This is a genomic window from Ralstonia sp. ASV6 (assembly GCF_016429285.1).
In the GTDB taxonomy this organism is placed as follows: domain Bacteria; phylum Pseudomonadota; class Gammaproteobacteria; order Burkholderiales; family Burkholderiaceae; genus Ralstonia; species Ralstonia flaminis.
On the sequence record NZ_JAELUI010000047.1, the window covers coordinates 1 to 20,667 of the forward strand.

26 protein-coding genes and 1 pseudogene are annotated in these 20,667 nt (G+C 63.7%); 1 reads left to right on the forward strand and 26 read right to left on the reverse strand.

The genetic code is table 11. From position 1 onward, the window contains the following. Positions 1-124, forward strand: a pseudogene (locus tag JHD73_RS29610) (ABC transporter ATP-binding protein); the annotation flags it as partial. Positions 125-195: 71 nt separating this feature from the next. Here JHD73_RS29610 and tatC read toward each other — a convergent pair. The 26 genes from tatC to JHD73_RS11635 form a co-directional block, all read right to left on the reverse strand. Next, positions 196-996 carry a twin-arginine translocase subunit TatC gene (tatC, locus tag JHD73_RS11510; RefSeq protein WP_199030410.1) on the reverse strand — a complete coding sequence of 267 codons (801 nt, stop codon included), beginning with the start codon at positions 994-996 and terminating at the stop codon, positions 196-198. A 52-nt stretch (positions 997-1,048) separates the two neighbouring features. Beyond that, positions 1,049-1,567, reverse strand: coding sequence for a Sec-independent protein translocase protein TatB (gene tatB, locus JHD73_RS11515; protein WP_048935334.1), 519 nt, complete (start codon positions 1,565-1,567; stop codon positions 1,049-1,051). A gap of 20 nt (positions 1,568-1,587) precedes the next feature. Then, positions 1,588-1,839, reverse strand: coding sequence for a Sec-independent protein translocase subunit TatA (gene tatA, locus JHD73_RS11520; protein ID WP_199030411.1), 252 nt, complete (start codon positions 1,837-1,839; stop codon positions 1,588-1,590). A 73-nt stretch (positions 1,840-1,912) separates the two neighbouring features. Continuing rightward, positions 1,913-2,287, reverse strand: a complete 375-nt coding sequence (locus tag JHD73_RS11525; protein ID WP_199030412.1) for a hypothetical protein — start codon at positions 2,285-2,287, stop codon at positions 1,913-1,915. Positions 2,288-2,316: 29 nt separating this feature from the next. After that, positions 2,317-2,691, reverse strand: a complete 375-nt coding sequence (locus tag JHD73_RS11530) for a phosphoribosyl-ATP diphosphatase (protein WP_199030413.1) — start codon at positions 2,689-2,691, stop codon at positions 2,317-2,319. Beyond that, positions 2,684-3,106: a phosphoribosyl-AMP cyclohydrolase gene (hisI, locus tag JHD73_RS11535; protein ID WP_199030414.1), complete on the reverse strand. Its 423-nt coding sequence runs from the start codon at positions 3,104-3,106 to the stop codon at positions 2,684-2,686. The genes JHD73_RS11530 and hisI overlap by 8 nt, the downstream gene beginning before the upstream one ends. A 2-nt stretch (positions 3,107-3,108) precedes the next feature. Next, positions 3,109-3,879 carry an imidazole glycerol phosphate synthase subunit HisF gene (gene hisF, locus JHD73_RS11540; protein ID WP_199030415.1) on the reverse strand — a complete coding sequence of 257 codons (771 nt, stop codon included), beginning with the start codon at positions 3,877-3,879 and terminating at the stop codon, positions 3,109-3,111. 50 nt (positions 3,880-3,929) lie between these two features. Further along, positions 3,930-4,673, reverse strand: a complete 744-nt coding sequence (gene hisA, locus JHD73_RS11545; RefSeq protein WP_199030416.1) for a 1-(5-phosphoribosyl)-5-[(5-phosphoribosylamino)methylideneamino]imidazole-4-carboxamide isomerase — start codon at positions 4,671-4,673, stop codon at positions 3,930-3,932. 66 nt (positions 4,674-4,739) lie between these two features. Further along, entirely contained in the window at positions 4,740-5,393 is a 654-nt protein-coding gene (hisH, locus tag JHD73_RS11550; protein ID WP_199030417.1) for an imidazole glycerol phosphate synthase subunit HisH, read from the reverse strand. Further along, entirely contained in the window at positions 5,390-6,013 is a 624-nt protein-coding gene (locus tag JHD73_RS11555) for a MarC family protein (protein WP_199030418.1), read from the reverse strand. Before JHD73_RS11555 ends, hisH begins: the two co-directional genes overlap by 4 nt. 56 nt (positions 6,014-6,069) lie before the next feature. After that, positions 6,070-6,672: an imidazoleglycerol-phosphate dehydratase HisB gene (gene hisB, locus JHD73_RS11560; protein WP_199030419.1), complete on the reverse strand. Its 603-nt coding sequence runs from the start codon at positions 6,670-6,672 to the stop codon at positions 6,070-6,072. Continuing rightward, the gene (gene hisC, locus JHD73_RS11565; RefSeq protein ID WP_199030420.1) at positions 6,669-7,793 is read right to left on the reverse strand and encodes a histidinol-phosphate transaminase; all 1,125 of its coding nucleotides are present in this window, start codon (positions 7,791-7,793) and stop codon (positions 6,669-6,671) included. The genes hisB and hisC overlap by 4 nt, the downstream gene beginning before the upstream one ends. A 17-nt stretch (positions 7,794-7,810) precedes the next feature. Next, entirely contained in the window at positions 7,811-9,139 is a 1,329-nt protein-coding gene (gene hisD, locus JHD73_RS11570; RefSeq protein ID WP_199030421.1) for a histidinol dehydrogenase, read from the reverse strand. After that, entirely contained in the window at positions 9,136-9,825 is a 690-nt protein-coding gene (gene hisG, locus JHD73_RS11575) for an ATP phosphoribosyltransferase (protein ID WP_199030422.1), read from the reverse strand. Before hisG ends, hisD begins: the two co-directional genes overlap by 4 nt. 19 nt (positions 9,826-9,844) lie before the next feature. Continuing rightward, the gene (murA, locus tag JHD73_RS11580; RefSeq protein WP_199030445.1) at positions 9,845-11,110 is read right to left on the reverse strand and encodes a UDP-N-acetylglucosamine 1-carboxyvinyltransferase; all 1,266 of its coding nucleotides are present in this window, start codon (positions 11,108-11,110) and stop codon (positions 9,845-9,847) included. 98 nt (positions 11,111-11,208) lie between these two features. Then, a complete protein-coding gene (locus JHD73_RS11585; protein WP_199030423.1) occupies positions 11,209-11,445 on the reverse strand; it encodes a BolA family protein in 237 nt (78 codons plus the stop codon). Positions 11,446-11,503: 58 nt separating this feature from the next. Continuing rightward, a complete protein-coding gene (locus tag JHD73_RS11590) occupies positions 11,504-12,292 on the reverse strand; it encodes an ABC transporter permease (RefSeq protein ID WP_199030424.1) in 789 nt (262 codons plus the stop codon). Beyond that, positions 12,289-13,245 (reverse strand): ABC transporter ATP-binding protein, encoded by a 957-nt coding sequence (locus JHD73_RS11595; protein WP_199030425.1) that lies wholly within the window; start codon positions 13,243-13,245, stop codon positions 12,289-12,291. The genes JHD73_RS11590 and JHD73_RS11595 overlap by 4 nt, the downstream gene beginning before the upstream one ends. A gap of 241 nt (positions 13,246-13,486) precedes the next feature. Continuing rightward, the gene (locus JHD73_RS11600) at positions 13,487-13,798 is read right to left on the reverse strand and encodes a lipid asymmetry maintenance protein MlaB (protein WP_199030426.1); all 312 of its coding nucleotides are present in this window, start codon (positions 13,796-13,798) and stop codon (positions 13,487-13,489) included. 65 nt (positions 13,799-13,863) lie between these two features. Beyond that, positions 13,864-14,499: a phospholipid-binding protein MlaC gene (locus JHD73_RS11605; RefSeq protein ID WP_199030427.1), complete on the reverse strand. Its 636-nt coding sequence runs from the start codon at positions 14,497-14,499 to the stop codon at positions 13,864-13,866. 153 nt (positions 14,500-14,652) lie between these two features. After that, positions 14,653-15,468 (reverse strand): VacJ family lipoprotein, encoded by an 816-nt coding sequence (locus JHD73_RS11610; RefSeq protein WP_199030428.1) that lies wholly within the window; start codon positions 15,466-15,468, stop codon positions 14,653-14,655. 3 nt (positions 15,469-15,471) lie between these two features. Beyond that, the gene (mlaD, locus tag JHD73_RS11615) at positions 15,472-15,993 is read right to left on the reverse strand and encodes an outer membrane lipid asymmetry maintenance protein MlaD (RefSeq protein WP_199030429.1); all 522 of its coding nucleotides are present in this window, start codon (positions 15,991-15,993) and stop codon (positions 15,472-15,474) included. A gap of 28 nt (positions 15,994-16,021) precedes the next feature. After that, positions 16,022-16,789, reverse strand: coding sequence for a lipid asymmetry maintenance ABC transporter permease subunit MlaE (mlaE, locus tag JHD73_RS11620; protein ID WP_199030430.1), 768 nt, complete (start codon positions 16,787-16,789; stop codon positions 16,022-16,024). Next, the gene (locus tag JHD73_RS11625; RefSeq protein WP_199030431.1) at positions 16,786-17,619 is read right to left on the reverse strand and encodes an ABC transporter ATP-binding protein; all 834 of its coding nucleotides are present in this window, start codon (positions 17,617-17,619) and stop codon (positions 16,786-16,788) included. Before JHD73_RS11625 ends, mlaE begins: the two co-directional genes overlap by 4 nt. A 243-nt stretch (positions 17,620-17,862) precedes the next feature. Beyond that, positions 17,863-18,894 (reverse strand): tripartite tricarboxylate transporter substrate binding protein, encoded by a 1,032-nt coding sequence (locus tag JHD73_RS11630; protein ID WP_199030446.1) that lies wholly within the window; start codon positions 18,892-18,894, stop codon positions 17,863-17,865. 177 nt (positions 18,895-19,071) lie between these two features. After that, positions 19,072-20,535 carry a glutamate synthase subunit beta gene (locus JHD73_RS11635; protein WP_199030432.1) on the reverse strand — a complete coding sequence of 488 codons (1,464 nt, stop codon included), beginning with the start codon at positions 20,533-20,535 and terminating at the stop codon, positions 19,072-19,074. Between the last annotated feature and the right edge of the window lie 132 nt (positions 20,536-20,667).

Below are 20,667 nucleotides of genomic sequence, written 5' to 3' on the forward strand. Positions count from 1 at the left end.
ATGCCTGTTCCGCGCCAGCGGTGCGACGGGCACTGGCCTGCGCGCCTACGCCAGCAGCGCTCCGAGCGATGGCCAGTACGCGCTGACCTTCCCACGCGAGCAGTTCTGGTTGTACGCGGCATAAGCGGCTTCAACGGCAACAAAAAAAGGCAGCTTCGGCTGCCTTTTTCTTTGGACTTTTCGACGCCCAGTGGATCAATCCTTCACCACCGGAAGATGTTCGGGGTCAGCCTCGGGTGCCACGGTCTTGCGCAGGAAGATGGCCGCCAAGATCAGCCCCAGCTCGTACAGCAACCACAGCGGCACCGCCAGCAGCAGTTGCGACATCACATCGGGTGGTGTGACAACCGCCGCAATCACGAACGCGCCCACCACCACATACGGACGTGCTTGGCGCAGCTTTTCCAGACTGACAATGCCAAAGCGCACCAGCACCATCACCACCACCGGCACCTCGAAGGTGATGCCGAAAGCGAGGAACGTGGTCATGGCAAAGCTGAGGTACTTGTCGATGTCGGTCGACATCTCTGCACCCAGTGGCGCGTTGTAGTGCGCCATCACCTTGAACACGGTCGGGAAGACGAGGAAATACGCAAACGCCACGCCGCAGAGGAACAGGATATAGGTGCTGACCACCAGCGGCATGATCATGCGCTTCTCGTGCGAGTACAGCCCTGGCGCCACAAAGCGCCAGATTTGATACAGCACCCACGGCAACGCGATCAGGAACGCCGCCAGCAGCGTCACTTTCATCGGCACGAAGAACGAGCCGGTGACATCCGTCACGATCATGTGGCCGTTCTTGGGCAGCGCCTGAATGAGCGGCCGCGAGAACAGGTTGAAGATGTCCGGCGCCCAGTAGACCAGGCCCAGGAAGATCAGCAGCACGCCCGCACCGGCCTTGACGATGCGCTCGCGCAGTTCGACCAGGTGCGAGATGAAGGTTTCCTGCGCGCCGTCCTCGGGCGATTGCGGATCGAGCGGAGCGGCACTCATGTCGGCTGGAGGGGGATGCGGTCAGAGCACCCGGCGGTGGGTGCTCGGAGAATCATTCGAAGAAGGAACGCCCACGCGACTGCGCAGCAACGATGGGCGGACGATGGCGCTTGACGCGCGCGGCGCCCGATTGCGCCCACATGCGCACGCCCTGCTTCTGGCGATACCACTTGGGCATCGACAGCTGCTTGTTACGCCAGCTGTTGCGGCCGTTGCGCGACTTGCCCGGCGCTGGGCGCCAGTCGGGGGCGGAAGTGGAGGTCTCACGCAACGCCGGATCGCCGAGCGCCTCGTTCAGGCGTTCGTTGATTTCCGACGTGTGCTTGCTGACCTCCTGATGGATGGTCTGCTCGACGTTGCGCGCGGCCTGCTCGAAATCGGTGCGCATCTTGCGCAGCTCTTCAAGCTCGATCTCGCGGCTCACCTCGGCCTTCACATCGGCGATGTAACGCTGCGCGCGGCCAAGCAAAGCGCCGGCCGTGCGCGCCACTTTGGGCAGGCGCTCCGGCCCGATGACGACAAGCGCCACCATGCCAATCAGCGCCAGCTTGGAGATGCCGAGATCGATCATCGGTCAGCGTGCGCCAGTGCTCAGCCTTGCTTGGACTTGTCGCGCGCTTCGACGTCGATCGTCGTCGCGTCGTGCAGCTCGCGCGGCGGCTGACCGGCAGTCTGCTGCGGGGCGGCCGGCTTGTCGTCCGCGGCGCCTTCCTTCATGCCGTCCTTGAAACCCTTCACGGCACCACCGAGGTCCGAACCGATGTTACGCAGCTTCTTCGTGCCGAACACCATCATGACGATCACCAGCACGATCAGCCAGTGCCAAATGCTAAAGGAACCCATGTCCTACTCCCACGTAAATACGGCTGCGATTGGTGCCGTCACGCCGCAACGGTGGCGGCGCCATTGGTTGATTTTACTGATTGGCGTACATCGGCTTGCTGTCGTTGAGGTACAGCCAGCCCTTCACAATACGATACAGCATCCAGATGCCCAGAACCCACAGCACCGCAAAGCCGATAAAAGCCAGCGGAATGAGCATCACGCCGATCGCACACCACAGTACGCACCACCAGAACGAACGGATCTGCCAACGAAAGTGCGACTCGTACAGCGTGCCGCGCACATCGTCGCGCTTAACATACCCGACGATGATGGCAATCAATGCAGTGATGCCGCCGGTCAGCCAAAAAATGGCGTAGAGCGCATACAGGATATGCGTCAGCCGCCGCAGCCCGGCAAGACGTTCTTCGTCTGTCGTCACTGTCACTGCTGAGCCGTAGTTGTCCACGCTGCCTCCCTGCGACGATTCGTCACCGATCAGTCACCTGCGGCGTCGCGAGCTTGCGACTTGCGCAACGCCTTCTCTTCCAACCCTGAGAGTCCTTCGCGGCGCGCCAGTTCGTTCACAACATCATCCGGCGTCAGATCGAAGTGCGACAGCAGCACCATGGTGTGGAACCACAGGTCGGCCACTTCGTAGACGACCTTACTGCGTGCCTCCTCGGTCATGCCGGCGGCGCGGGCGTCCTTGGCGGCCATGACCGTCTCGGTGGCCTCTTCGCCGATCTTCTTGAGGATGGCGTCATCACCCTTGTTGAACAGGCGGGCGATGTAGCTCTTCTCCGGGTCGCCGCCGTTGGCCAGCTTGCGGGATTCGAGCACACGCCCCAAGCGGCGCAGGGTGTCACTCATGGTTGTGGCCGGGCTTGCCGGCATAGATGTCGTCGGGGTCTTTAAGCACGGGTTCAACCGTGAGCCAGTCACCATCTTCCGCGCTGCCTTCGAACTTCTGGAAAAAGCACGCGTGGCGACCAGTATGGCAGGCGATGCCGCCGATCTGTGTGACACGGAGCAAGACCACGTCTTCGTCGCAGTCCAGGCGGATCTCGTGTACCTGCTGGATGTGGCCAGACTCCTCGCCCTTGTGCCACAGGCGCTTGCGCGAGCGCGACCAAAACACGGCTTCGCCGGTTTCCACGGTCTTCTGCAGCGCTTCACGGTTCATGAAGGCGAACATCAGCACATCGTTGCTGCCCTGCTCCTGCACGATCACCGGCACCAGGCCGTTGTCGTCCCAGCGGACCTTGTTAAGCCACTTCTTGGTCATGATCAGATCCGTACCGGAATGCCGTTCTCGGCCATGAACCGCTTGGCCTGGCCGACGGTGTATTCGCCGTAGTGGAAGATGCTGGCGGCCAGCACCGCATCGGCATGGCCGAGCTTGATGCCATCAGCCAAATGCTGCAGATTGCCGACGCCGCCCGAGGCGATGACCGGCACCGGCACCGCGTCAGACACGGCGCGCGTAAGTTCGAGATCAAAGCCAGCCTTGGTGCCGTCGCGATCCATGCTGGTGAGGAGGATCTCGCCAGCGCCGCGCTGCGCCATCTCGCGCGCCCAGGCCACCGCATCCAGCCCCGTGCCTTTGCGGCCGCCATGCGTAAAGACTTCCCAGCGCGGCGCCTCGCCTTCAGCAGAGACCTTCTTGGCGTCGATCGCCACGACGATGCACTGCGCACCATGGCGGGCGCTGGCATCCGACACGAGCTGCGGATTCGAGACAGCGGACGAGTTCATGCTGATCTTGTCCGCACCCGCGTTGAGCAGCCGGCGCACGTCTTCCAATGCGCGCACGCCACCACCCACCGTCAGCGGAATAAACACCTGCGAGGCCACCGCCTCGATGATGTTCAGCATCAGATCACGCCCGTCGGACGTGGCCGTGATGTCGAGGAAGGTGATTTCGTCAGCGCCCTGCTCGTCGTAGCGGCGTGCGATTTCAACGGGGTCGCCCGCGTCGCGCAGTTCGACGAAGTTGACGCCCTTGACCACCCGGCCGTTGGTCACGTCCAGGCAGGGGATGATTCGTTTGGCTAGCATGATGAGTCGGGCACCTCAGTGCCCGTTGAGCGCCGCTGATTGAGTCAGAATCATGCAGCGCCGAGTTTGTCCGCGAGGGCTTGCGCTTCCTTGAAATTCAGGTCGCCCGAATAGATGGCGCGGCCGCAGATCACGCCTTCCACGCCATCCTTTTCGACCGCGCACAGGTGGTCGATGTCCTTCAGGTTGGACAGGCCACCGCTGGCGATCACCGGAATCTTCACCGACTGGGCCAACTTGACGGTGGCATCGATGTTGATGCCCTGCAGCATGCCGTCGCGGCCGATGTCGGTGTAGATGATGCCTTCGACGCCGTAGTCTTCGTACTTCTTGGCGAGGTCCACGACTTCGTGGCCCGAGAGCTTGCTCCAGCCGTCCGTCGCCACCTTGCCGTCCTTGGCATCGAGCCCGACGATGATGTGGCCGCCGAATGCCGTGCAAGCGTCCCGCAGAAAGCCCGGGTCCTTGACCGCCGCCGTACCGATGATGACGTACGACAAGCCGTCGTCGAGCCAACGCTCGATGGTGCCCAGATCGCGGATGCCGCCGCCGAGTTGCACGGGAATCTCATCGCCCACCTCGGCGAGGATGGCCTTGACGGCCGCCTCGTTGCGCGGCTTGCCCGCGAACGCGCCATTCAGGTCGACGAGGTGCAAGCGGCGGGCGCCCTGCTCGACCCAATGCCGCGCCATGGCAGCGGGGTCTTCCGAGAACACGGTGGCTTGGTCCATATCGCCTTGTTTGAGGCGCACACACTGACCGTCCTTCAGGTCGATGGCCGGGATGAGCAGCATAGTCGTAACGACAAAGTTGAGGGGGTAGGTTTAAACGGGGGTTCGGTTGCGACGCAGCCGCTGGCGTCACGGATTCCAGTGCACAAAATTGCGGTAGATCTGGAGGCCGGCTTGCGCACTTTTTTCCGGGTGAAACTGTGTGGCAAAAATATTATCCCGGGCGATGGCGCAGGTAAACCGCACACCGTATTCGGTCTCGCCGACCGATTCTTCGGCATTGGCCGGCCGCGCATAGTAGCTGTGCACGAAATAAAAGTAGCTGTCGTCCGGCACGCCCGCCCACAGTGCGTGGGGGCGGCTCTGACGTACGCGGTTCCAGCCCATCTGAGGCACTTTGTACCGCGAACCGTCCGGTTGCAACTGGCCGTCTAGATCGAAGCGAACCACCTCGCCGCCAATCAAGCCCAGCCCTTGGGTATATTTCTGGCCCGGGCGCGCCTCGGTGCTGCGCTCAAGCAGCATCTGTTCGCCCACGCACACGCCGAGCATCGGCTTGGTACGGGACGCTTCGAGCACAGCTTCGCGCAAGCCCGATTGGTCGAAGGCGGCCATGCAATCCGGCATGGCGCCCTGCCCCGGCAGCACTACGCGGTCAGCCGCGCGAATCTCGTCAGCTTGCGCACTGATGCGCACATCGGCTTCCGGAGCCACCGTACGCAGGGCCTGCGCTACCGAGCGCAGGTTGCCCATGCCGTAATCGACAATTGCAATCGTAGTCATGATTTGAGTACAGGCAACAGGGTTTTCAGCCCGTCGACAATGAATTCCACGGCCAGCGCCGCCAAGATCAACCCCATCAACCGCGTACCGACGTTGATGCCGGTGCGGCCGATAACACGCGCGATCGGCTCGGCGGCACGCAGCACAACCCATACCACAGCCGCGATCGCCACCCCTACACCCGCCAGAAGCAGCAGTTGCCACCAATGCTGGGTCTTGCCGGCATAGACGATCACCGTGCTGATCGACCCCGGGCCCGTGAGCAGCGGAATCGCCAGCGGCACGACGGCGATGCTGGCCTTGGCACCGGCCTCGTCCTCTTCTTCGGGCGTGGCCTTGGTGCGGCTGGTCTGCGCGTTCAGCATGTTCAGCGCGATCATGATCATGATGATCCCGCCGCCCACCTGGAGCGAGCCGACCGAAAATCCGAAAAAGCCGATGATCTGCTCGCCCAGCAACGCGGACAGGCCAATCACGATCGCCACCGAAATCGACGCGACTTTGATGGTGCGACGCTTTTCCGCATCCGTCTGGCTCTCGGTCAGACTGATGAAGAACGGGATCGCCCCGATCGGGTTGATCAGCGCGAGCAGCGAGAAAAAGCTCTTGGTCAGATCCATGGGATCGGCGGCCGGGTCGTGGTGTCAGGAACGCTCGGCCAGGCCGATGCGATGGATCAGAGCGTGCCCTTGGTCGACGGAATCGTGCCGGCGGCGCGCGGATCCAGCTCAACCGCCATGCGCAGTGCACGGCCAAAGGCCTTGAACACGGTCTCGATCTGGTGATGCGCGTTGACGCCGCGCAGGTTGTCGATATGCAGTGTCACGCCGGCATGATTGACGAACCCGCGGAAGAATTCGATAGACAGGTCCACGTCAAAATTGCCCACGCGCGCACGCGTGAACGGCACGTGGAACTCCAGGCCCGGACGGCCGGAGAAGTCGATCACCACGCGCGACAGGGCTTCATCCAGCGGCACGTAGCTGTGGCCGTAGCGCACGATGCCCTTCTTGTCGCCAATGGCCTTGGCAACGGCTTGGCCCAGCGTGATGCCGACGTCTTCCACGGTGTGATGATCGTCGATATGGGTGTCGCCGGTGGCCGAGACGTCCAAGTCGACCATGCCGTGACGGGCGATCTGGTCGAGCATGTGGTCGAGGAAGGGGACGCCGGTGTTCAGCGTCTGCTTGCCCGTGCCGTCCAAATCAAGGGCGACGCGGATCTGCGTTTCAGAGGTGTTGCGAGTGACCTCAACGCGACGACTGGTGGGGCGGCTCATGGGGCTTCCTGCAGCGATGCGGCAAAGGCATCGAGAAATTGCGCGTTTTCTTCGGGATTGCTGACCGTCACGCGCAGACAGTTGGCCAGCAATGGGTGCATTTTACTGACGTTTTTGACCAGAACCCGCCGTTTGAGCAGCTTCTCGAACAATCCGGCCGCATCGGGTACGCGCAGCAGCAGGAAGTTGGCTGCGCTCGGGAACACCGTCACGCTCGGCTGGGCAGACAGCGCCGCGGTCAGTTTGGTGCGTTCAGCACGCAGGGTCGCTGCCTGGGCATCGAGCACATCGGCGTGGTCAAGGACGAAAGCCGCGGTGGCTTCGGTCAGCACATTCACGTTATACGGCGGGCGCACCTTGTCCAGCTCAGCGATCCACTTGGGGTGACCAGCCACGTAACCCAGGCGGATACCCGCCAAGCCCAGCTTGGAAACGGTGCGCATGACCAGCAGGTGGTCGAAGTCCGGCAGACGCGGCATCCAGCTGTGCTGCGCGAACGGCTGATAGGCCTCGTCGACCACCACCAGGCTCTGGCAAACCGGACCGCGGGCAGCATGGATGATGGCATCCATGTCAGCGGCGTCGAACAGGTTGCCGGTCGGGTTGTTCGGATACGCCAGGTAGATGACGGCGGGCTGGTGCTCGGCCATGGCGGCCAACATCGCTTCGCGGTCGAGCGTGAGGTCCGCCTTGAGCGGCACGCCAACAAAGTTCAAGCCCAGCAACTGCGCCGACATCGCATACATCACGAAGCCCGGCAGCGGCGCCAGCACGGTCGCGCCCGGCTTGGCCGCGGCAATGGCGATCATGCTGATGATCTCGTCCGAGCCATTGCCCAGCAGCACCTCGGCACCGGCCGGCACGTGCATCACGCGCTTGAGCTGCGCCTTGAGCGCGTCTGCGGTCGGCACAGGGTAGCGGTTGAGCGCCACCTCGGCCAGACGCTTGCCCAGCGCCTCGCGCAGCATCGCCGGCAGGTGGTACGGGTTCTCCATCGCGTCCAGCTTGATCATGCCGGTCGCGTCGGGTACGTGGTACGCGCCCATGGCGCGCACGTCGTCGCGCACGATGCGGGCGAGCAGATCATCCAAAGAGGCTTGGGCCGGGGCGGTGGCAGTCATCGTGCGTGTGGCGAGTGTTATTCGGAGGCAGTGCGTTGCAGGCGGTACTCGGCGCTGCGGGCGTGGGCCTGCAGGCCTTCGCCGTAGGCCAGCTCCGCGGCAATCTCGCCCAGCATCTGCGCGCCGGCTTCGCTCACCTCGATCAGGCTTGAACGCTTGATGAAGTCATACACGCCCAGCGGCGACGAGAAACGCGCCGTGCGCGAGGTCGGCAGCACGTGGTTCGGACCCGCGCAATAGTCGCCCAGCGATTCACTGGTGTACTTGCCGAGGAAGATCGCGCCCGCGTGGCGGATGCGTTCGGCCCACTGTCGCGGGTTCTCGGCGGAAATCTCCAGGTGCTCGGGCGCGATATCGTTGGCAATATCGCACGCCTCTTCCATGTCGCGCACCTTGACCAGCGCGCCACGGCCCGACAGCGATTCGGCAATCACGCTCCGGCGCGGCATGTCTTCGAGCTGGCGGTTGATGCTCGCTTCGACCTGCGCGATGAATTCGGCGTTCGGGCACAGCAGGATCGACTGGGCCAGCTCATCGTGCTCGGCTTGCGAGAACAGGTCCATCGCCACCCAATCCGGGTCGGTCGTGCCGTCGCAAATCACGAGAATCTCGGACGGCCCGGCAATCATGTCAATGCCAACCGTGCCGAACACGCGGCGCTTGGCGGCGGCCACATAGGCGTTGCCCGGGCCGACGATCTTGTCGACGGCGGGGACGGTATCCGTGCCATAAGCGAGTGCGCCCACAGCCTGTGCGCCGCCGATGGTGAACACGCGGTCCACCCCGGCGATGCACGCCGCAGCCAGCACCAACTCATTGCGCACGCCACCCGGCGTGGGCACCACCATGATGATCTCTTTGACGCCGGCCACGCGTGCCGGAATCGCGTTCATCAGCACCGACGACGGATACGCCGCCTTGCCGCCCGGCACGTAGATGCCCACGCGATCGAGTGGCGTGACCTTCTGGCCCAGCACCGTGCCGTCGGCTTCGGCGTATTCCCAGCTATGCGTGCCGCATTCCAGCTTCTGCTTCTCGTGATAGGCACGCACACGGGCGGCAGCGGCTTCCAGCGCGGCGCGACGTTTGGGCTCCAGGCCATCCAGCGCAGCTTGCAGCGTGGTGGGCGACAGTTCCAGCGCGGCCACGCTGTCGGCTTCAATGCGGTCGAAGCGCTGCGTGGCTTCTAGCACGGCAGCATCGCCGCGGGCTTTCACGTCGGCCAGGATCTGCGCGGCAGCGCGGTCGATCGCTTCGTCTTCGCTCGCCTCGAAGGCGAGCACCTGGCGCAGTTGCGCCGCGAATCCGGCTTCGGCCGAATCCAGCTTACGGATGGTCAGGCTCATGCGGGTTCTCCGACGCGCGCATCCTGGGCGGAAGCGCGCTCGAAAGCGTCGAGGATTGGCGCCAACCGCTCGCGCTTGAGCTTCAGCGCAGCCTGGTTGACGACCAGTCGGGACGAGATCTGCACAATCTCTTCCACCTCGACGAGGTTGTTCGCGCGCAGCGTGCCGCCGGTGCTGACCAGGTCGACGATGGCATCGGCCAGGCCCACCAGCGGGCCCAGTTCCATCGAACCGTACAGCTTGATCAGGTCGACGTGCACGCCCTTCTTGGCGAAGTGTTCACGCGCGGTGTTCAGATACTTCGTCGCCACCGACAGGCGCGCGCCCTGGCGCACCGCGTTGGCGTAGTCGAAGCCCTTGGGCACCGCCACCGACATGCGGCAGCGGGCAATGTTCAGGTCGATGGGCGCATACAGGCCCGCCATGCCGTGCTCCATCAGCACGTCGCGGCCAGCCACGCCAAAGTCCGCCGCGCCGTACTGCACATACGTCGGCACGTCGGAGGCACGCACGATGATCACGCGCAGCGCCGGGTCCGACGTCGGCAAAATCAGCTTGCGCGAGGTTTCCGGATCTTCGGTCACCTCGATGCCGGCAGCCTTGAGCAGCGGCAGCGTCTCTTCAAAGATGCGGCCCTTGGAGAGCGCCAGCGTGAGCTGGTTGGAGGCGGACTGGAATGCGTTCATGGCGGACCTTGTCTGTGCCTTATGCCGAGATGCGGCGGATTTTTGCGCCCACGGCGGAGAGCTTGTCTTCGATGCGGTCGTAGCCGCGGTCGAGGTGATAGATGCGGTCAACCAGCGTTTCGCCCTGCGCGATCAGGCCGGCAATGACCAGGCTGGCCGAAGCGCGCAGGTCAGTCGCCATCACGGTCGCGCCCGACAATTGCTCGACGCCCGTCACCATCGCCGTCTTGCCGTCGATGACGATATTGGCGCCCAGTCGGTTGAGTTCCTGCACGTGCATGAAGCGGTTCTCGAAGATTGTCTCCGTCACCGTCGCAGCGCCTTCCGCAATGGCATTGAGCGTCATGAACTGCGCCTGCATGTCGGTCGGGAACGCCGGATATTCCGAGGTGCGGAAGCTGACCGCCTTCGGGCGGCCGGTCATCTGCACGCGGATCCAGTCGTCGCCGGTGGTGAGCGTCACGCCGGCTTCGCGCAGCTTGTCGAGCACCGCATCGAGGATGCCCGGCGGCACACCGCGCAGCGTCACGTCACCGCCAGCCGCAGCCACGGCGCACAGGAAAGTACCGGCTTCAATGCGATCGGCAATCACCGTGTGCTCGGCGCCCTTGAGCGATTCGACGCCCTGGATCACTAGGCGGTCGGTACCGATGCCTTCGATGCGCGCGCCCATCTTGACGAGCAGGTTCGCGAGGTCGGTCACCTCGGGCTCGCGTGCGGCGTTTTCGAGCACGGTCTCACCATCAGCCAGCGCGGCGGCCATCAGCAGGTTTTCGGTGCCGGTCACCGTCACCATATCGGTGACGATGCGCGCGCCGCTCAGGCGTTTGGCGCCATTGGCGAGCTTGGCTTCGATGTAGCCGTGTTCGATGACGATCTCGGCACCCATCTGCTGCAGGCCCTTGATGTGCTGGTCGACCGGGCGTGCACCAATGCCACAGCCACCCGGCAGCGACACGCGTGCGTGACCGAAGCGCGCCAGCAGCGGACCCAGCACCAGGATCGACGCGCGCATGGTCTTCACCAAGTCGTACGGCGCTTCCGGCGAATGGATGTTCGCGGCATCGAGTGTGAGGTTGTGGCCATCCAGCGCGCCTTCCACCCCCATCTGGCGCAGCAGCTTGAGCATCGTGCGCACGTCTTGCAGGTTGGGCACGTTGTTCAGCGCCAGCGCCTCGGGCGTCAGCAACGCGGCGCACATGATGGGCAGCGCGGCGTTCTTGGCGCCAGACACGCGGATTTCGCCCGACAGCGGGCCATTGCCTTCAATCAGCAGTTTGTCCATGAGCGAGACGTCACGTCGGTCAGTTCGCAGGGGGCGCTCAGCGAGCGCAAGATCGGAATCGGTTTCAGTGGCTACCGGGGTGGGATCAAGCTCGGCCATCAGGACTGCCACTCCGCCGGGGTGAGCGTCTTCATGGACAGCGCGTGAATCTCCGCGCGCATGCGATCACCCAATGCGGCATAGACGAGCTGGTGACGCTGGATCAACCGCTTGCCTTCAAACTGCGCGCTGACGATGGTGGCGAAGAAATGCTGGCCGTCGCCCTCGACTTCGAGGTGTTCGCACGGCAGGCCGGTTTCGATGTACTGCTTGACTTGTTCGGGTGTGGGCAACATGGCCTTCCCTCTCCTGCAAAACGTTAGGGTGGTGCGTCGTGTTGATTTTATAGACGCATCAATGGCGCAGCTTGTAGCCCGTGCGCAGCATCTGCAGGGCAATCCCCCCCACCACGACCAGCGCGATCAGCATCACGCCGAGGCTCGTCGCCACCGGCACATCGGACACGCCGAAGAAGCCGTAGCGGAAGCCGTCGATCATGTAGAAGAACGGGTTGGCGTGGGACACCGCCTGCCAAAACGGCGGCAGTGAATGGATCGAATAGAACACGCCCGCCAGGAAGGTGGCCGGCACGATCAAGAAATTCTGGAACGCCGCGAGCTGGTCGAACTTCTCGGCCCAGATACCGGCGATCAACCCCAGCGTGCCGAGCACGGCGGCCCCCAGCACGGCAAACACGATGATCCACAGCGGCTGCGCGAAGTGCAGATGCGCGAACAGGGTCGTCACCACCAGCACGCCCGACCCCACGGCCAGACCGCGGATGACGGAGGCGCACACATAGGCGCCGAACATCTCCCAGTGCGACAGCGGCGGCAGCATGATGAACACCAGGTTGCCGGTGATCTTCGACTGGATGAGCGACGACGAGCTGTTCGCAAACGCGTTCTGCAGCACGCTCATCATCACCAGGCCAGGCACCAGGAAAGCGGTGTAGCTCAGTTGATCGAACACCTTCACGCGGTCTTCCAGCACATGGCCGAAGATCAGCAGGTACAGCAGCGCCGTCAGCACCGGCGCGGCCACGGTCTGAAAGCTCACCTTCCAGAAGCGCAGCACCTCCTTGTACAGCAGCGTGCGGAAACCGACCCAGCGGCCCGGCAGGCTTTCAGGAATGGCGCTCATGCTGCGGGCTCCAGTGCGGTCTCGGGTGTTTGTGGCACGGCGGGGATTCCACCTTCGCGGCGCATGATCTGCACGAACACGTCTTCCAGATCGGCCTTGGCGACTTCCATGTCGTCGATCTCGCAGCCGGCTTGGCGGCAGGTGGAGAGAATCTGCTCGACCTCGCCGTAACCCGACAGACGCAGGCGCACACTGCGCTCACCGTGGTTGCCCGGCTGGCGCAGGCCTTCAAGCGACGCCGGCAACGTGCCGTTCGAGAAGCTCAGCACCAGTTGCAGCCCAGCAAACTGCGACAGCAGGTTGGCCGTGCGGTCCAGCGCCACCACCTCACCAAACTTGAGCATGGCGATGCGGTCGCACAGGGATTCAGCCTCTTCCAGGTAGTGCGTGGTCAGCACGACGGTGTGGCCCTCGCGGTTCAGACGCGAGATGAACTTCCATAGCGTCTGGCGCAGTTCGACGTCCACACCGGCGGTCGGCTCGTCCAGCACGATCACCGGCGGGCGGTGTACCAATGCCTGCGCCACCAGCACGCGGCGCTTCATGCCGCCCGATAGCGCACGCATGTTGGCATCGGCCTTGTTGGTCAGGTCCAGGTTGGCCATGACCTCGTCGATCCAATCGTCATTATTGGTCAGGCCGAAGTAGCCCGACTGCAGACGCAGCGTTTCGCGTACCGTGAAGAACGGATCGAATACCAGTTCCTGCGGCACCACACCGAGCTTGCGGCGCGCCGTGCGGTAATCGGACACGACATCGTGACCGAGCACGCGCACGCTGCCGGAATCGGCACGATTCAGGCCCGCGAGGATGGAGATCAGCGTGGTCTTGCCCGCGCCGTTGGGACCCAGCAGGCCGAAAAATTCGCCCTGCTCGACAGACAGGCTCACGCCCTTGAGCGCTTGCAACGACTTGTAGCGCTTGCGGACGTCAGCGATTTCGATGGCTTTCATGGCCGACAAAGTGAACTACCCTGCGCATCTCGTGACCGCCGATTCACATGATCGTAGCGGCCGCGAACGCCGCGCATGGCGGCGGCAGAGCGACAAACCCAGAATTATAGGGGAACTGCACCAACAGACGGCGGCGCGACTTACAGCACGGCACCAGAGTTGCCAGAAGCACGCGCGGCGCCCTGGCCGGGGCGCGGCATCGCGATGTTGGGGAAGATGCTGCCCCGCACCGGACGCCGCCTCAATGTCGCGCGTGGTGGTGTTCAGCGGACGCCGGCACAACGGCCAGCAGAGACTCGACGCCGTAAAGCATGGCGAGATTGGATAGCGCCTCAGGGGCGCCTGCGATATCGAGTGCGATACCGGCGGACTGCGCCGTGCGCTGCCACGACAGCAGCACCGCCAGCGCGGAAGAATCGACCTGCGACAACCCGCTGCAATCGACGCGCAGCGTGGCAGTGCCCGCTTCGCGCGTCTGGCCAAGCTGCGCCTCGCCCTCGCGCAGAACGCGCGGCGCTTCAAGCTGAGTCAGCGGGCCGGACAAGGTCAACATGATCGAGTCAGAAAAAGAAACAGCGGCCAAAGTTGACCGCTGTGTGGATATTACAGGAAGCCCGCTTACTTTGCCGGCCCCTTGGCGAGCTGAGCGTTGCGATCGTCCAGGAATTGCACCAGGCCAGCCACGCCACCCTTCTTGCTGATGACGTCGGCAAACTGGTTCTTGTAGGTTTCCGACAGCCACAGACCGCTGATGTTGATGTCGTAGACCTTCCAGCCGTTGGCGGTCTTCTCCATGCGGTAGTCCAGCGCCACCGGCTCGCCGTTGTTGTTGACGGTCGAGCGCACCACCACGTCAGTGTCGGCCGGGTCAGCGCGGAACGGCTTATACGTGACGGTCTGGTTCTTCACGTTCGACAGCGCGCCAGCGTAGGTGCGGATCAGCAGCGTCTTGAAACCGTCCTGAATCTGTTGCTGCTGCTCGGGCGACGCCTGGTTCCAGAAGCGGCCCATGGCGATTTGCGTGGTGCGCTTGAAGTCAGCGCGCGGCACGATCTTCTGGTCGACCAGTTGGAAGACCTTGGCCATGTTGCCGCCGCGCAGGTCCGGGTCGCCCTTGATGGTGGTCAGCACGTCGTCCACAGCGGTCTTGACGGTGGTTTGTGCGTCAGCCTCTTGTGCGTACACGGGAGCAGCAGCCACGGCAGCGGTCAGCGCCAGACCAGTGAACAGGGGGCGGAGGAGTTTCTTCAACATAGCGCGTCCTTCTAGCGTGATTTTTGGGTCGCTTGCGGCACGCTGGCCGCAATCTTGTTGGCGATTAGAACAGACCGACCGCTGGCGAGTTCGCCCGGGCCGGTCAGTTTTACGCCTTGTCACCTTTGAGGCGACGCTGTTACGTGTGGCGAATCAGCGGCGGAACACCGGCCAGTTGGGTGTAAAGCGCTGATACGGCGACACGGTTGCATCACCGGAATCGGACGACTTGTCCGACGATTTCTTGTTGTCCCGATCTTCCGGCAGATTGCCGTCGTAAATCAGGTAGCGGCGGCGCTGCAGATAGGCATCGCGCATGAAGGTGTACTTATCGACAGCGCCCTCTTCCAGCACGTTGCTGATGCCGAGCAGGCTGGCGCGCACATCAACCACCCGCAGCGCAGCCAGCGAATACGTGATTGTGCTGTTGTGCCAGTACGTCAACGGGTCCAACTGCCAGTCGACCAGGAAGCCTGCCGTGTCACGCACGGTGCTCGGGCCCAGCAGCGGCCACACCACATACGGGCCGGCCGGCACGCCCCAGACACCCAGCGTCTGGCCAAAGTCTTCCTTGTGCTTGGGCAGACCGGCATCCGACGCGATATCGATCAGACCGCCCAGGCCCAGCACGGTGTTGATCGCCACGCGCATGGTGTCTTCCAGCGCGGCGGTGCCTTTGAGCTGCAGCAGGTTGTTGACGGCCGAATAGACGTCACCCGCGTTGGAGAAGAAGTTCGACACCGCCGTGCGCGCCGGCGACGGCACCACATCGACATAGGTTTGCGCAACGGGCTTGAGCACACCCTTGTCGAGATCTTCGTTGATACGGAAGACCTCGCGGTTGAACGGCTCGATCGGATCGGCCGGATTGGCATTCGGGCCCGTGGCGCAGCCTGCCAGCAGCGAAACACCCGCCGCCAGCGCCAGTGTGAAACTGCGCAATCTGTGGATGGACGTTGTTGTTTTCATGATTTATTTGCTCCCACTGCCCTCGGCCGGCTTGGCTCCGCCGGCGTTGCTGCCATTGCTGCCAGCACCGGCATCTGCGGCCTTGCTGTACAGGAACTGGCTGATCAGGTTCTCCAGCACCACCGCCGACTGCGTCATCGTGATCTTGCTGCCGCTGGCCAGCATGGCCTCATCGCCACCCGGCTCGATGCCGATGTACTGCTCGCCCAGCAGGCCCGAGGTCAGGATCTTGGCCGAGCTGTCCTTCGGAAACTGGTAGCGCTGGTCCATGTCGAGCACGACGGTGGCCTGGTAGGTCTTATCGTCGAACAGGATCTGCGACACACGGCCGACCACCACGCCCGCGCTCTTGACCGGCGCACGTACCTTCAGGCCGCCGATGTTGTCGAAGGCAGCTTTCACCTGGTAGGTCTTGGAAAAGGAGAACGCGCTCATATTGCCGGCCTTGAGCGCCAGAAACAGCAGCGCCACGATGCCCACCAGCACGAACAGTCCGACCCAGAAATCGAGGAGGCTCTTACGCATGATTCTTTCTCGTTGAATGTCTGACGGATCAGCTGAACATCAGCGCCGTCAGCACAAAGTCCAGCGCCAACACGGCCAGCGATGCGATCACCACGGTGCGGGTCGTTGCACGCGACACGCCTTCAGGCGTCGCCTTGGCCTCGTAGCCCTGATAGAGCGCGATAAAAGTCACGGCCACGCCGAACACCACACTCTTGATGACGCCGTTGACGACGTCGTCCAGCACGTCTACACCGGCCTGCATCTGCGACCAGAACGCCCCGGGGTCCACGCCGATCAGGCCCACACCGACAAAGTATCCGCCCAGAATACCGACCGCGCTGAAGATCGCCGCCAGCAGCGGCATGGCGATGAAACCCGCCCAGAAGCGCGGCGCCAGCACACGGGCCAGCGGGTCGACGGCCATCATCTCCATGGCGATCAACTGCTCGCCGGCTTTCATCAGGCCGATTTCAGCGGTGAGCGACGTACCGGCGCGGCCGGCAAACAGCAACGCCGTCACCACCGGGCCCAGCTCACGCACCAGCGACAGCGCCACCAGCAGGCCCAACGCCTGCTCGGAGCCATAGCGATTGAGCGTGTAGTAGCCCTGCAAGCCAAGCACGAAGCCGACAAACAACCCCGACACCGCAATGATGATGAACGAGTCGTTGCCGATGAAACGCAGTTGCTCGATCACCAGGCGTGGGCGGCGCAGCACGTCGCCCGAGGCGGCGAACAGCGCGAACAGCGTGCGTGTCGCATACCCCAGGCGGCTGATCAGTCCGCGAACGAGGAAGCCGATGCTGGAAATCATTGTCCGCCTCCGTTCTTGCCCAGGCCAAAGTCTTCGGCCAGCGGCACGCCCGGATAGTGGAACGGCACGGGGCCATCCGCCTCGCCATGCACGAACTGGCGCACGAACGGATCGGTCGAGGCGGTCAACTCGGCCGGCGTGCCCTCGGCGGCAATGCCACCATTGGCGATGAAGTACACGTAGTCGGCAATATGGAACGTCTCCTGCACATCGTGCGAGACGATGATGCTGGTCGCGCCCAGCGCGTCGTTCAGCTTGCGGATGAGCGAGGCGGTGAGGCCCAGCGAGATCGGGTCCAGCCCGGCGAACGGCTCGTCGTAGAGGATGAGCGACGGGTCCAGCGCAATCGCACGCGCCAGCGCCACGCGCCGCGCCATGCCGCCGGAAATCTGCGAGGGCATGAGGTCACGCGCACCGCGCAAGCCGACGGCGTTGAGCTTCATCAGCACCAGATCGCGGATGAGGGGCTCGGGCAGCTCGGTATGTTCGCGCAATGGGAATGCCACATTGTCGAACACGGACATATCCGTAAACAGCGCGCCGAACTGAAACAGCATGCCCATCTGACGACGCGCCGCGTACAGCGCCGGTTTGTCCATGGCGCCGATGTCCTGACCGTGCACGCGCACGGTGCCGGCTGCCGCCCCAACCTGCCCGCCGATCAAGCGCAGGATCGTTGTCTTGCCGCAGCCCGAACCACCCATGACGGCCACAACGCTGCCCTTGGGTACACGCATGCACAGACCGGACAGGATGCGCCGTGCGCCTGGCTGGTAGGCAAAATCGACCTGATCAAGCTCGACGACGGCGTTGGTGGGCTGGGTGGACACGGTGGAGTTCGGTGCTGAGGGCTCGGCAGGTTGGCGGCCCTAGGTGACGCTTAAGGCGGACCGCATCTTGTTATGTTCGCTAGCCGTACCGGCTCGATACGGCCCGCCATTATAGGTGGAAACCCGTGGAGCCCGTCAGTCACTCCACGCTTACCTACAGTTAGTGTGGCTTGAGCGCCGCGTTGCTGATCTATGGTCTTGCTGCCCGCTGAAAGTGGTGCACAAAGCGAGGCGACCAAAAACTCATTCGCCGGTATCGACGCGCAGATCTACCTGACGGATCAGCGCCTGCCAGTGGTTAGCGTCACGGCGCGCCGCCTGGGCGAGGGCATCGGGCGCGTTCCATTCTGGCTCGAAGCCCCCAGCGCGCAATGTGGCGAGAACATCCCTTGAATCGAGCGCGCGGCGGAATTCAGTTGCTGCGCGCATCGACAGCGGCTTGGGCGTACGTGCCGGCATGAACGCCCCAACCCAAGCGCTGTAGTCAAACCCGGCGAGGCCCGCCTCGCGCAAGGTGGGCGTGGTGGGCGAGAACGACGAACGCGCCGACCCCGTCACGCCCAGCAGCCGCAACTGGCCACTGGACACCCCTGTCGACAGGCTCGGATAGCCGGCGAAACACGCCGCCATCCGCCCGGCCAGCACTTGCTGCACGAGTCCGGCCTCGCCGCGGACGGCCACGTGCGGTGCGTGAAATGCGTAGTCGCGCACAAACTGCTCGGCGACGAGGTGGGACCAGGTGCCGAGGATGTCTGAGCCGCAATTGACGGAAACAGATTCCCCACGCGCCTGGGCGATCAACTCGCCGACGGAGGTGATCGACAATCGCGCATCGACTGCCAGGAACAACGGAAGCGTCGCCACCATGGCCACCGGCTGGAAGTCACGCAGCGGATCGTACGGCGCCGGCTCCAGCGCGGGCTGCACAACGAACGTCGTTTGCTGAAGCAGCAGTGTGTGGCCGTCGGACGGCGCACGCGCAACCAGATCACCGGCGGCCATGCCATTGGCAGCCGGGCGGTCGTCCACATCGGCCAGACGGCCGATCTGCTGCTGCAATTGCATGGCGAGCGATCGCGCAACCGCGTCGAATACGCTGCCCTCGGCAGCCGGCACAACCAATCGCAGCGGATGCGACGGGTAGCCCAGCAGTTCGGCGCGCGCCGGCAGAGTCACGGCTACCGGCAGCGCGCCCAGCCAGACAATAGTCTTGCGGCGCCGCAGGTCGGGCGCATCGGGCACATCTGCGCACAAATTGCTGTCGCAGGCTCGCATCGTGGCGTGAAGGTCGGGGGGCATTTCATTCTAGAAATCCGCCCCGCCGTGCTGCACTCATGTAAACCATGTCGATGTAAACCATGAGGCATAACGACCCTGTCACAACGCAACTCACGCGCCGCAAAGAAAAAGGCCCGCAGAAGCGGGCCCTGGATCAAACGGTCAACCACGTGGTCAGCGCGGCAGTTCCGTATGGCCCATGAGAAACGCGTCCACCGAGCGCGCAGCCTGACGGCCTTCGCGGATGGCCCACACGACCAGCGACTGGCCACGGCGCACGTCACCGGCGGCAAACACCTTCGGCACATTGGTGGCGTAGGCGTTGTCGCCTTCGGTGGAGGCACGCGCGTTGTTGCGCGCATCCTTGGTCACGCCAAAGGCATCCAGCACGCCGCCGACCGGATTGGTAAAGCCCATCGCCAGCAGCACGAGGTCGGCTTTGAGCGTGAACTCACTGCCTTCGACCTCGCTCATCTTGCCGTCCTTCCACTCCAGGCGCACAGCCTTCAGACCCGTCACACGGCCGTTCTCGCCGATGAGCTCCTTGGTGGCCACCGACCAGTCGCGCTCGCAACCTTCGTCATGCGACGACGACGTGCGCAGCTTGATCGGCCAGTACGGCCACACCAGCGGCTTGTTTTCCTCTTCCGGCGGGCGCGGCAGCAGTTCGAACTGCGTGACCGATGCAGCACCATGGCGGTTGGACGTGCCCACGCAGTCGGAACCGGTGTCGCCACCACCGATCACGATAACGTGCTTGCCGTCCGCGCGGATCGGGTTCGGCGCGTCGCCAGCCACTTCCTTGTTCTGCGGGATCAGGAATTCGAGCGCGTAGTGCACGCCGTCCAGATCACGGCCCGGCACCGGCAGATCGCGCGGCACTTCCGAGCCACCGGTCAGCACGACGGCGTCGAATTGCTTGAGGATGTCGTCGGCAGCGATGGTTTCGCGTGCGTCGTTGACGATGCCTGCGGGCATCGTTGCGTTGCCCACCATCACGCCCGTGCGGAACGTCACGCCTTCGGCTTCCATCTGCTGTATGCGGCGGTCGATCTGCGCCTTTTCCAGCTTGAAGTCGGGGATGCCGTAACGCAGCAGGCCGCCGATGCGGTCGTTCTTCTCGAACAGCGTCACGTCGTGGCCCGCGCGCGCCAGTTGCTGCGCAGCGGCCATGCCAGCGGGGCCCGAGCCGACCACAGCCACGGTCTTGCCGGTCTTGTGCTTGGGCACTTGCGGCGCAACCCAGCCCTCTTCCCAGGCCTTATCGATGATGGCGTGCTCGATCGACTTGATACCGACCGGCAGTTCATTGATGCCCAGCGTGCACGCCGCTTCGCACGGTGCCGGGCAGATGCGGCCCGTGAACTCGGGGAAGTTGTTGGTCGAGTGCAGCACTTCGATCGCGGTCTTCCAGTCCTGGCGGTACACCAAGTCGTTGAAGTCCGGGATGATGTTGTTGACCGGGCAGCCGTTGTTGCAGAACGGGATGCCGCAGTCCATGCAGCGTGCGCCCTGGATCTTGGCTTCGTTGTCCGCCAGCGCGAACACGAACTCCTTGTAATGCTTCACGCGCGCTTCGGGCGCTTCGTATGCCTCGTTCTGGCGGGGAAATTCGAGAAAACCGGTCGCCTTGCCCATGATGTCCTTCCTGACCCGACTCCTTCCGGCACAGCATCGCTTGCCGGGCGCTCGGGCCTGTCTTGTGAGGTTGCGTTTATTCAGTGGCGGCGGGTGATGGATCTTGTGGGATCAACCACCCGCCTAGTCGCT

Bases quoted from the DNA above. Each gene is read 5' to 3' on its own strand.
- tatC (WP_199030410.1), bottom strand. From the start codon at position 996: ATGAGTGCCGCTCCGCTCGATCCGCAATCGCCCGAGGACGGCGCGCAG.
- tatB (WP_048935334.1), bottom strand. From the start codon at position 1,567: ATGATCGATCTCGGCATCTCCAAGCTGGCGCTGATTGGCATGGTGGCG.
- tatA (WP_199030411.1), bottom strand. From the start codon at position 1,839: ATGGGTTCCTTTAGCATTTGGCACTGGCTGATCGTGCTGGTGATCGTC.
- JHD73_RS11530 (WP_199030413.1), bottom strand. From the start codon at position 2,691: ATGAGTGACACCCTGCGCCGCTTGGGGCGTGTGCTCGAATCCCGCAAG.
- hisI (WP_199030414.1), bottom strand. From the start codon at position 3,106: ATGACCAAGAAGTGGCTTAACAAGGTCCGCTGGGACGACAACGGCCTG.
- hisF (WP_199030415.1), bottom strand. From the start codon at position 3,879: ATGCTAGCCAAACGAATCATCCCCTGCCTGGACGTGACCAACGGCCGG.
- hisA (WP_199030416.1), bottom strand. From the start codon at position 4,673: ATGCTGCTCATCCCGGCCATCGACCTGAAGGACGGTCAGTGTGTGCGC.
- hisH (WP_199030417.1), bottom strand. From the start codon at position 5,393: ATGACTACGATTGCAATTGTCGATTACGGCATGGGCAACCTGCGCTCG.
- JHD73_RS11555 (WP_199030418.1), bottom strand. From the start codon at position 6,013: ATGGATCTGACCAAGAGCTTTTTCTCGCTGCTCGCGCTGATCAACCCG.
- hisB (WP_199030419.1), bottom strand. From the start codon at position 6,672: ATGAGCCGCCCCACCAGTCGTCGCGTTGAGGTCACTCGCAACACCTCT.
- hisC (WP_199030420.1), bottom strand. From the start codon at position 7,793: ATGACTGCCACCGCCCCGGCCCAAGCCTCTTTGGATGATCTGCTCGCC.
- hisD (WP_199030421.1), bottom strand. From the start codon at position 9,139: ATGAGCCTGACCATCCGTAAGCTGGATTCGGCCGAAGCCGGATTCGCG.
- hisG (WP_199030422.1), bottom strand. From the start codon at position 9,825: ATGAACGCATTCCAGTCCGCCTCCAACCAGCTCACGCTGGCGCTCTCC.
- murA (WP_199030445.1), bottom strand. From the start codon at position 11,110: ATGGACAAACTGCTGATTGAAGGCAATGGCCCGCTGTCGGGCGAAATC.
- JHD73_RS11585 (WP_199030423.1), bottom strand. From the start codon at position 11,445: ATGTTGCCCACACCCGAACAAGTCAAGCAGTACATCGAAACCGGCCTG.
- JHD73_RS11590 (WP_199030424.1), bottom strand. From the start codon at position 12,292: ATGAGCGCCATTCCTGAAAGCCTGCCGGGCCGCTGGGTCGGTTTCCGC.
- JHD73_RS11595 (WP_199030425.1), bottom strand. From the start codon at position 13,245: ATGAAAGCCATCGAAATCGCTGACGTCCGCAAGCGCTACAAGTCGTTG.
- JHD73_RS11600 (WP_199030426.1), bottom strand. From the start codon at position 13,798: ATGTTGACCTTGTCCGGCCCGCTGACTCAGCTTGAAGCGCCGCGCGTT.
- JHD73_RS11605 (WP_199030427.1), bottom strand. From the start codon at position 14,499: ATGTTGAAGAAACTCCTCCGCCCCCTGTTCACTGGTCTGGCGCTGACC.
- JHD73_RS11610 (WP_199030428.1), bottom strand. From the start codon at position 15,468: ATGAAAACAACAACGTCCATCCACAGATTGCGCAGTTTCACACTGGCG.
- mlaD (WP_199030429.1), bottom strand. From the start codon at position 15,993: ATGCGTAAGAGCCTCCTCGATTTCTGGGTCGGACTGTTCGTGCTGGTG.
- mlaE (WP_199030430.1), bottom strand. From the start codon at position 16,789: ATGATTTCCAGCATCGGCTTCCTCGTTCGCGGACTGATCAGCCGCCTG.
- JHD73_RS11630 (WP_199030446.1), bottom strand. From the start codon at position 18,894: ATGCGAGCCTGCGACAGCAATTTGTGCGCAGATGTGCCCGATGCGCCC.
- JHD73_RS11635 (WP_199030432.1), bottom strand. From the start codon at position 20,535: ATGGGCAAGGCGACCGGTTTTCTCGAATTTCCCCGCCAGAACGAGGCA.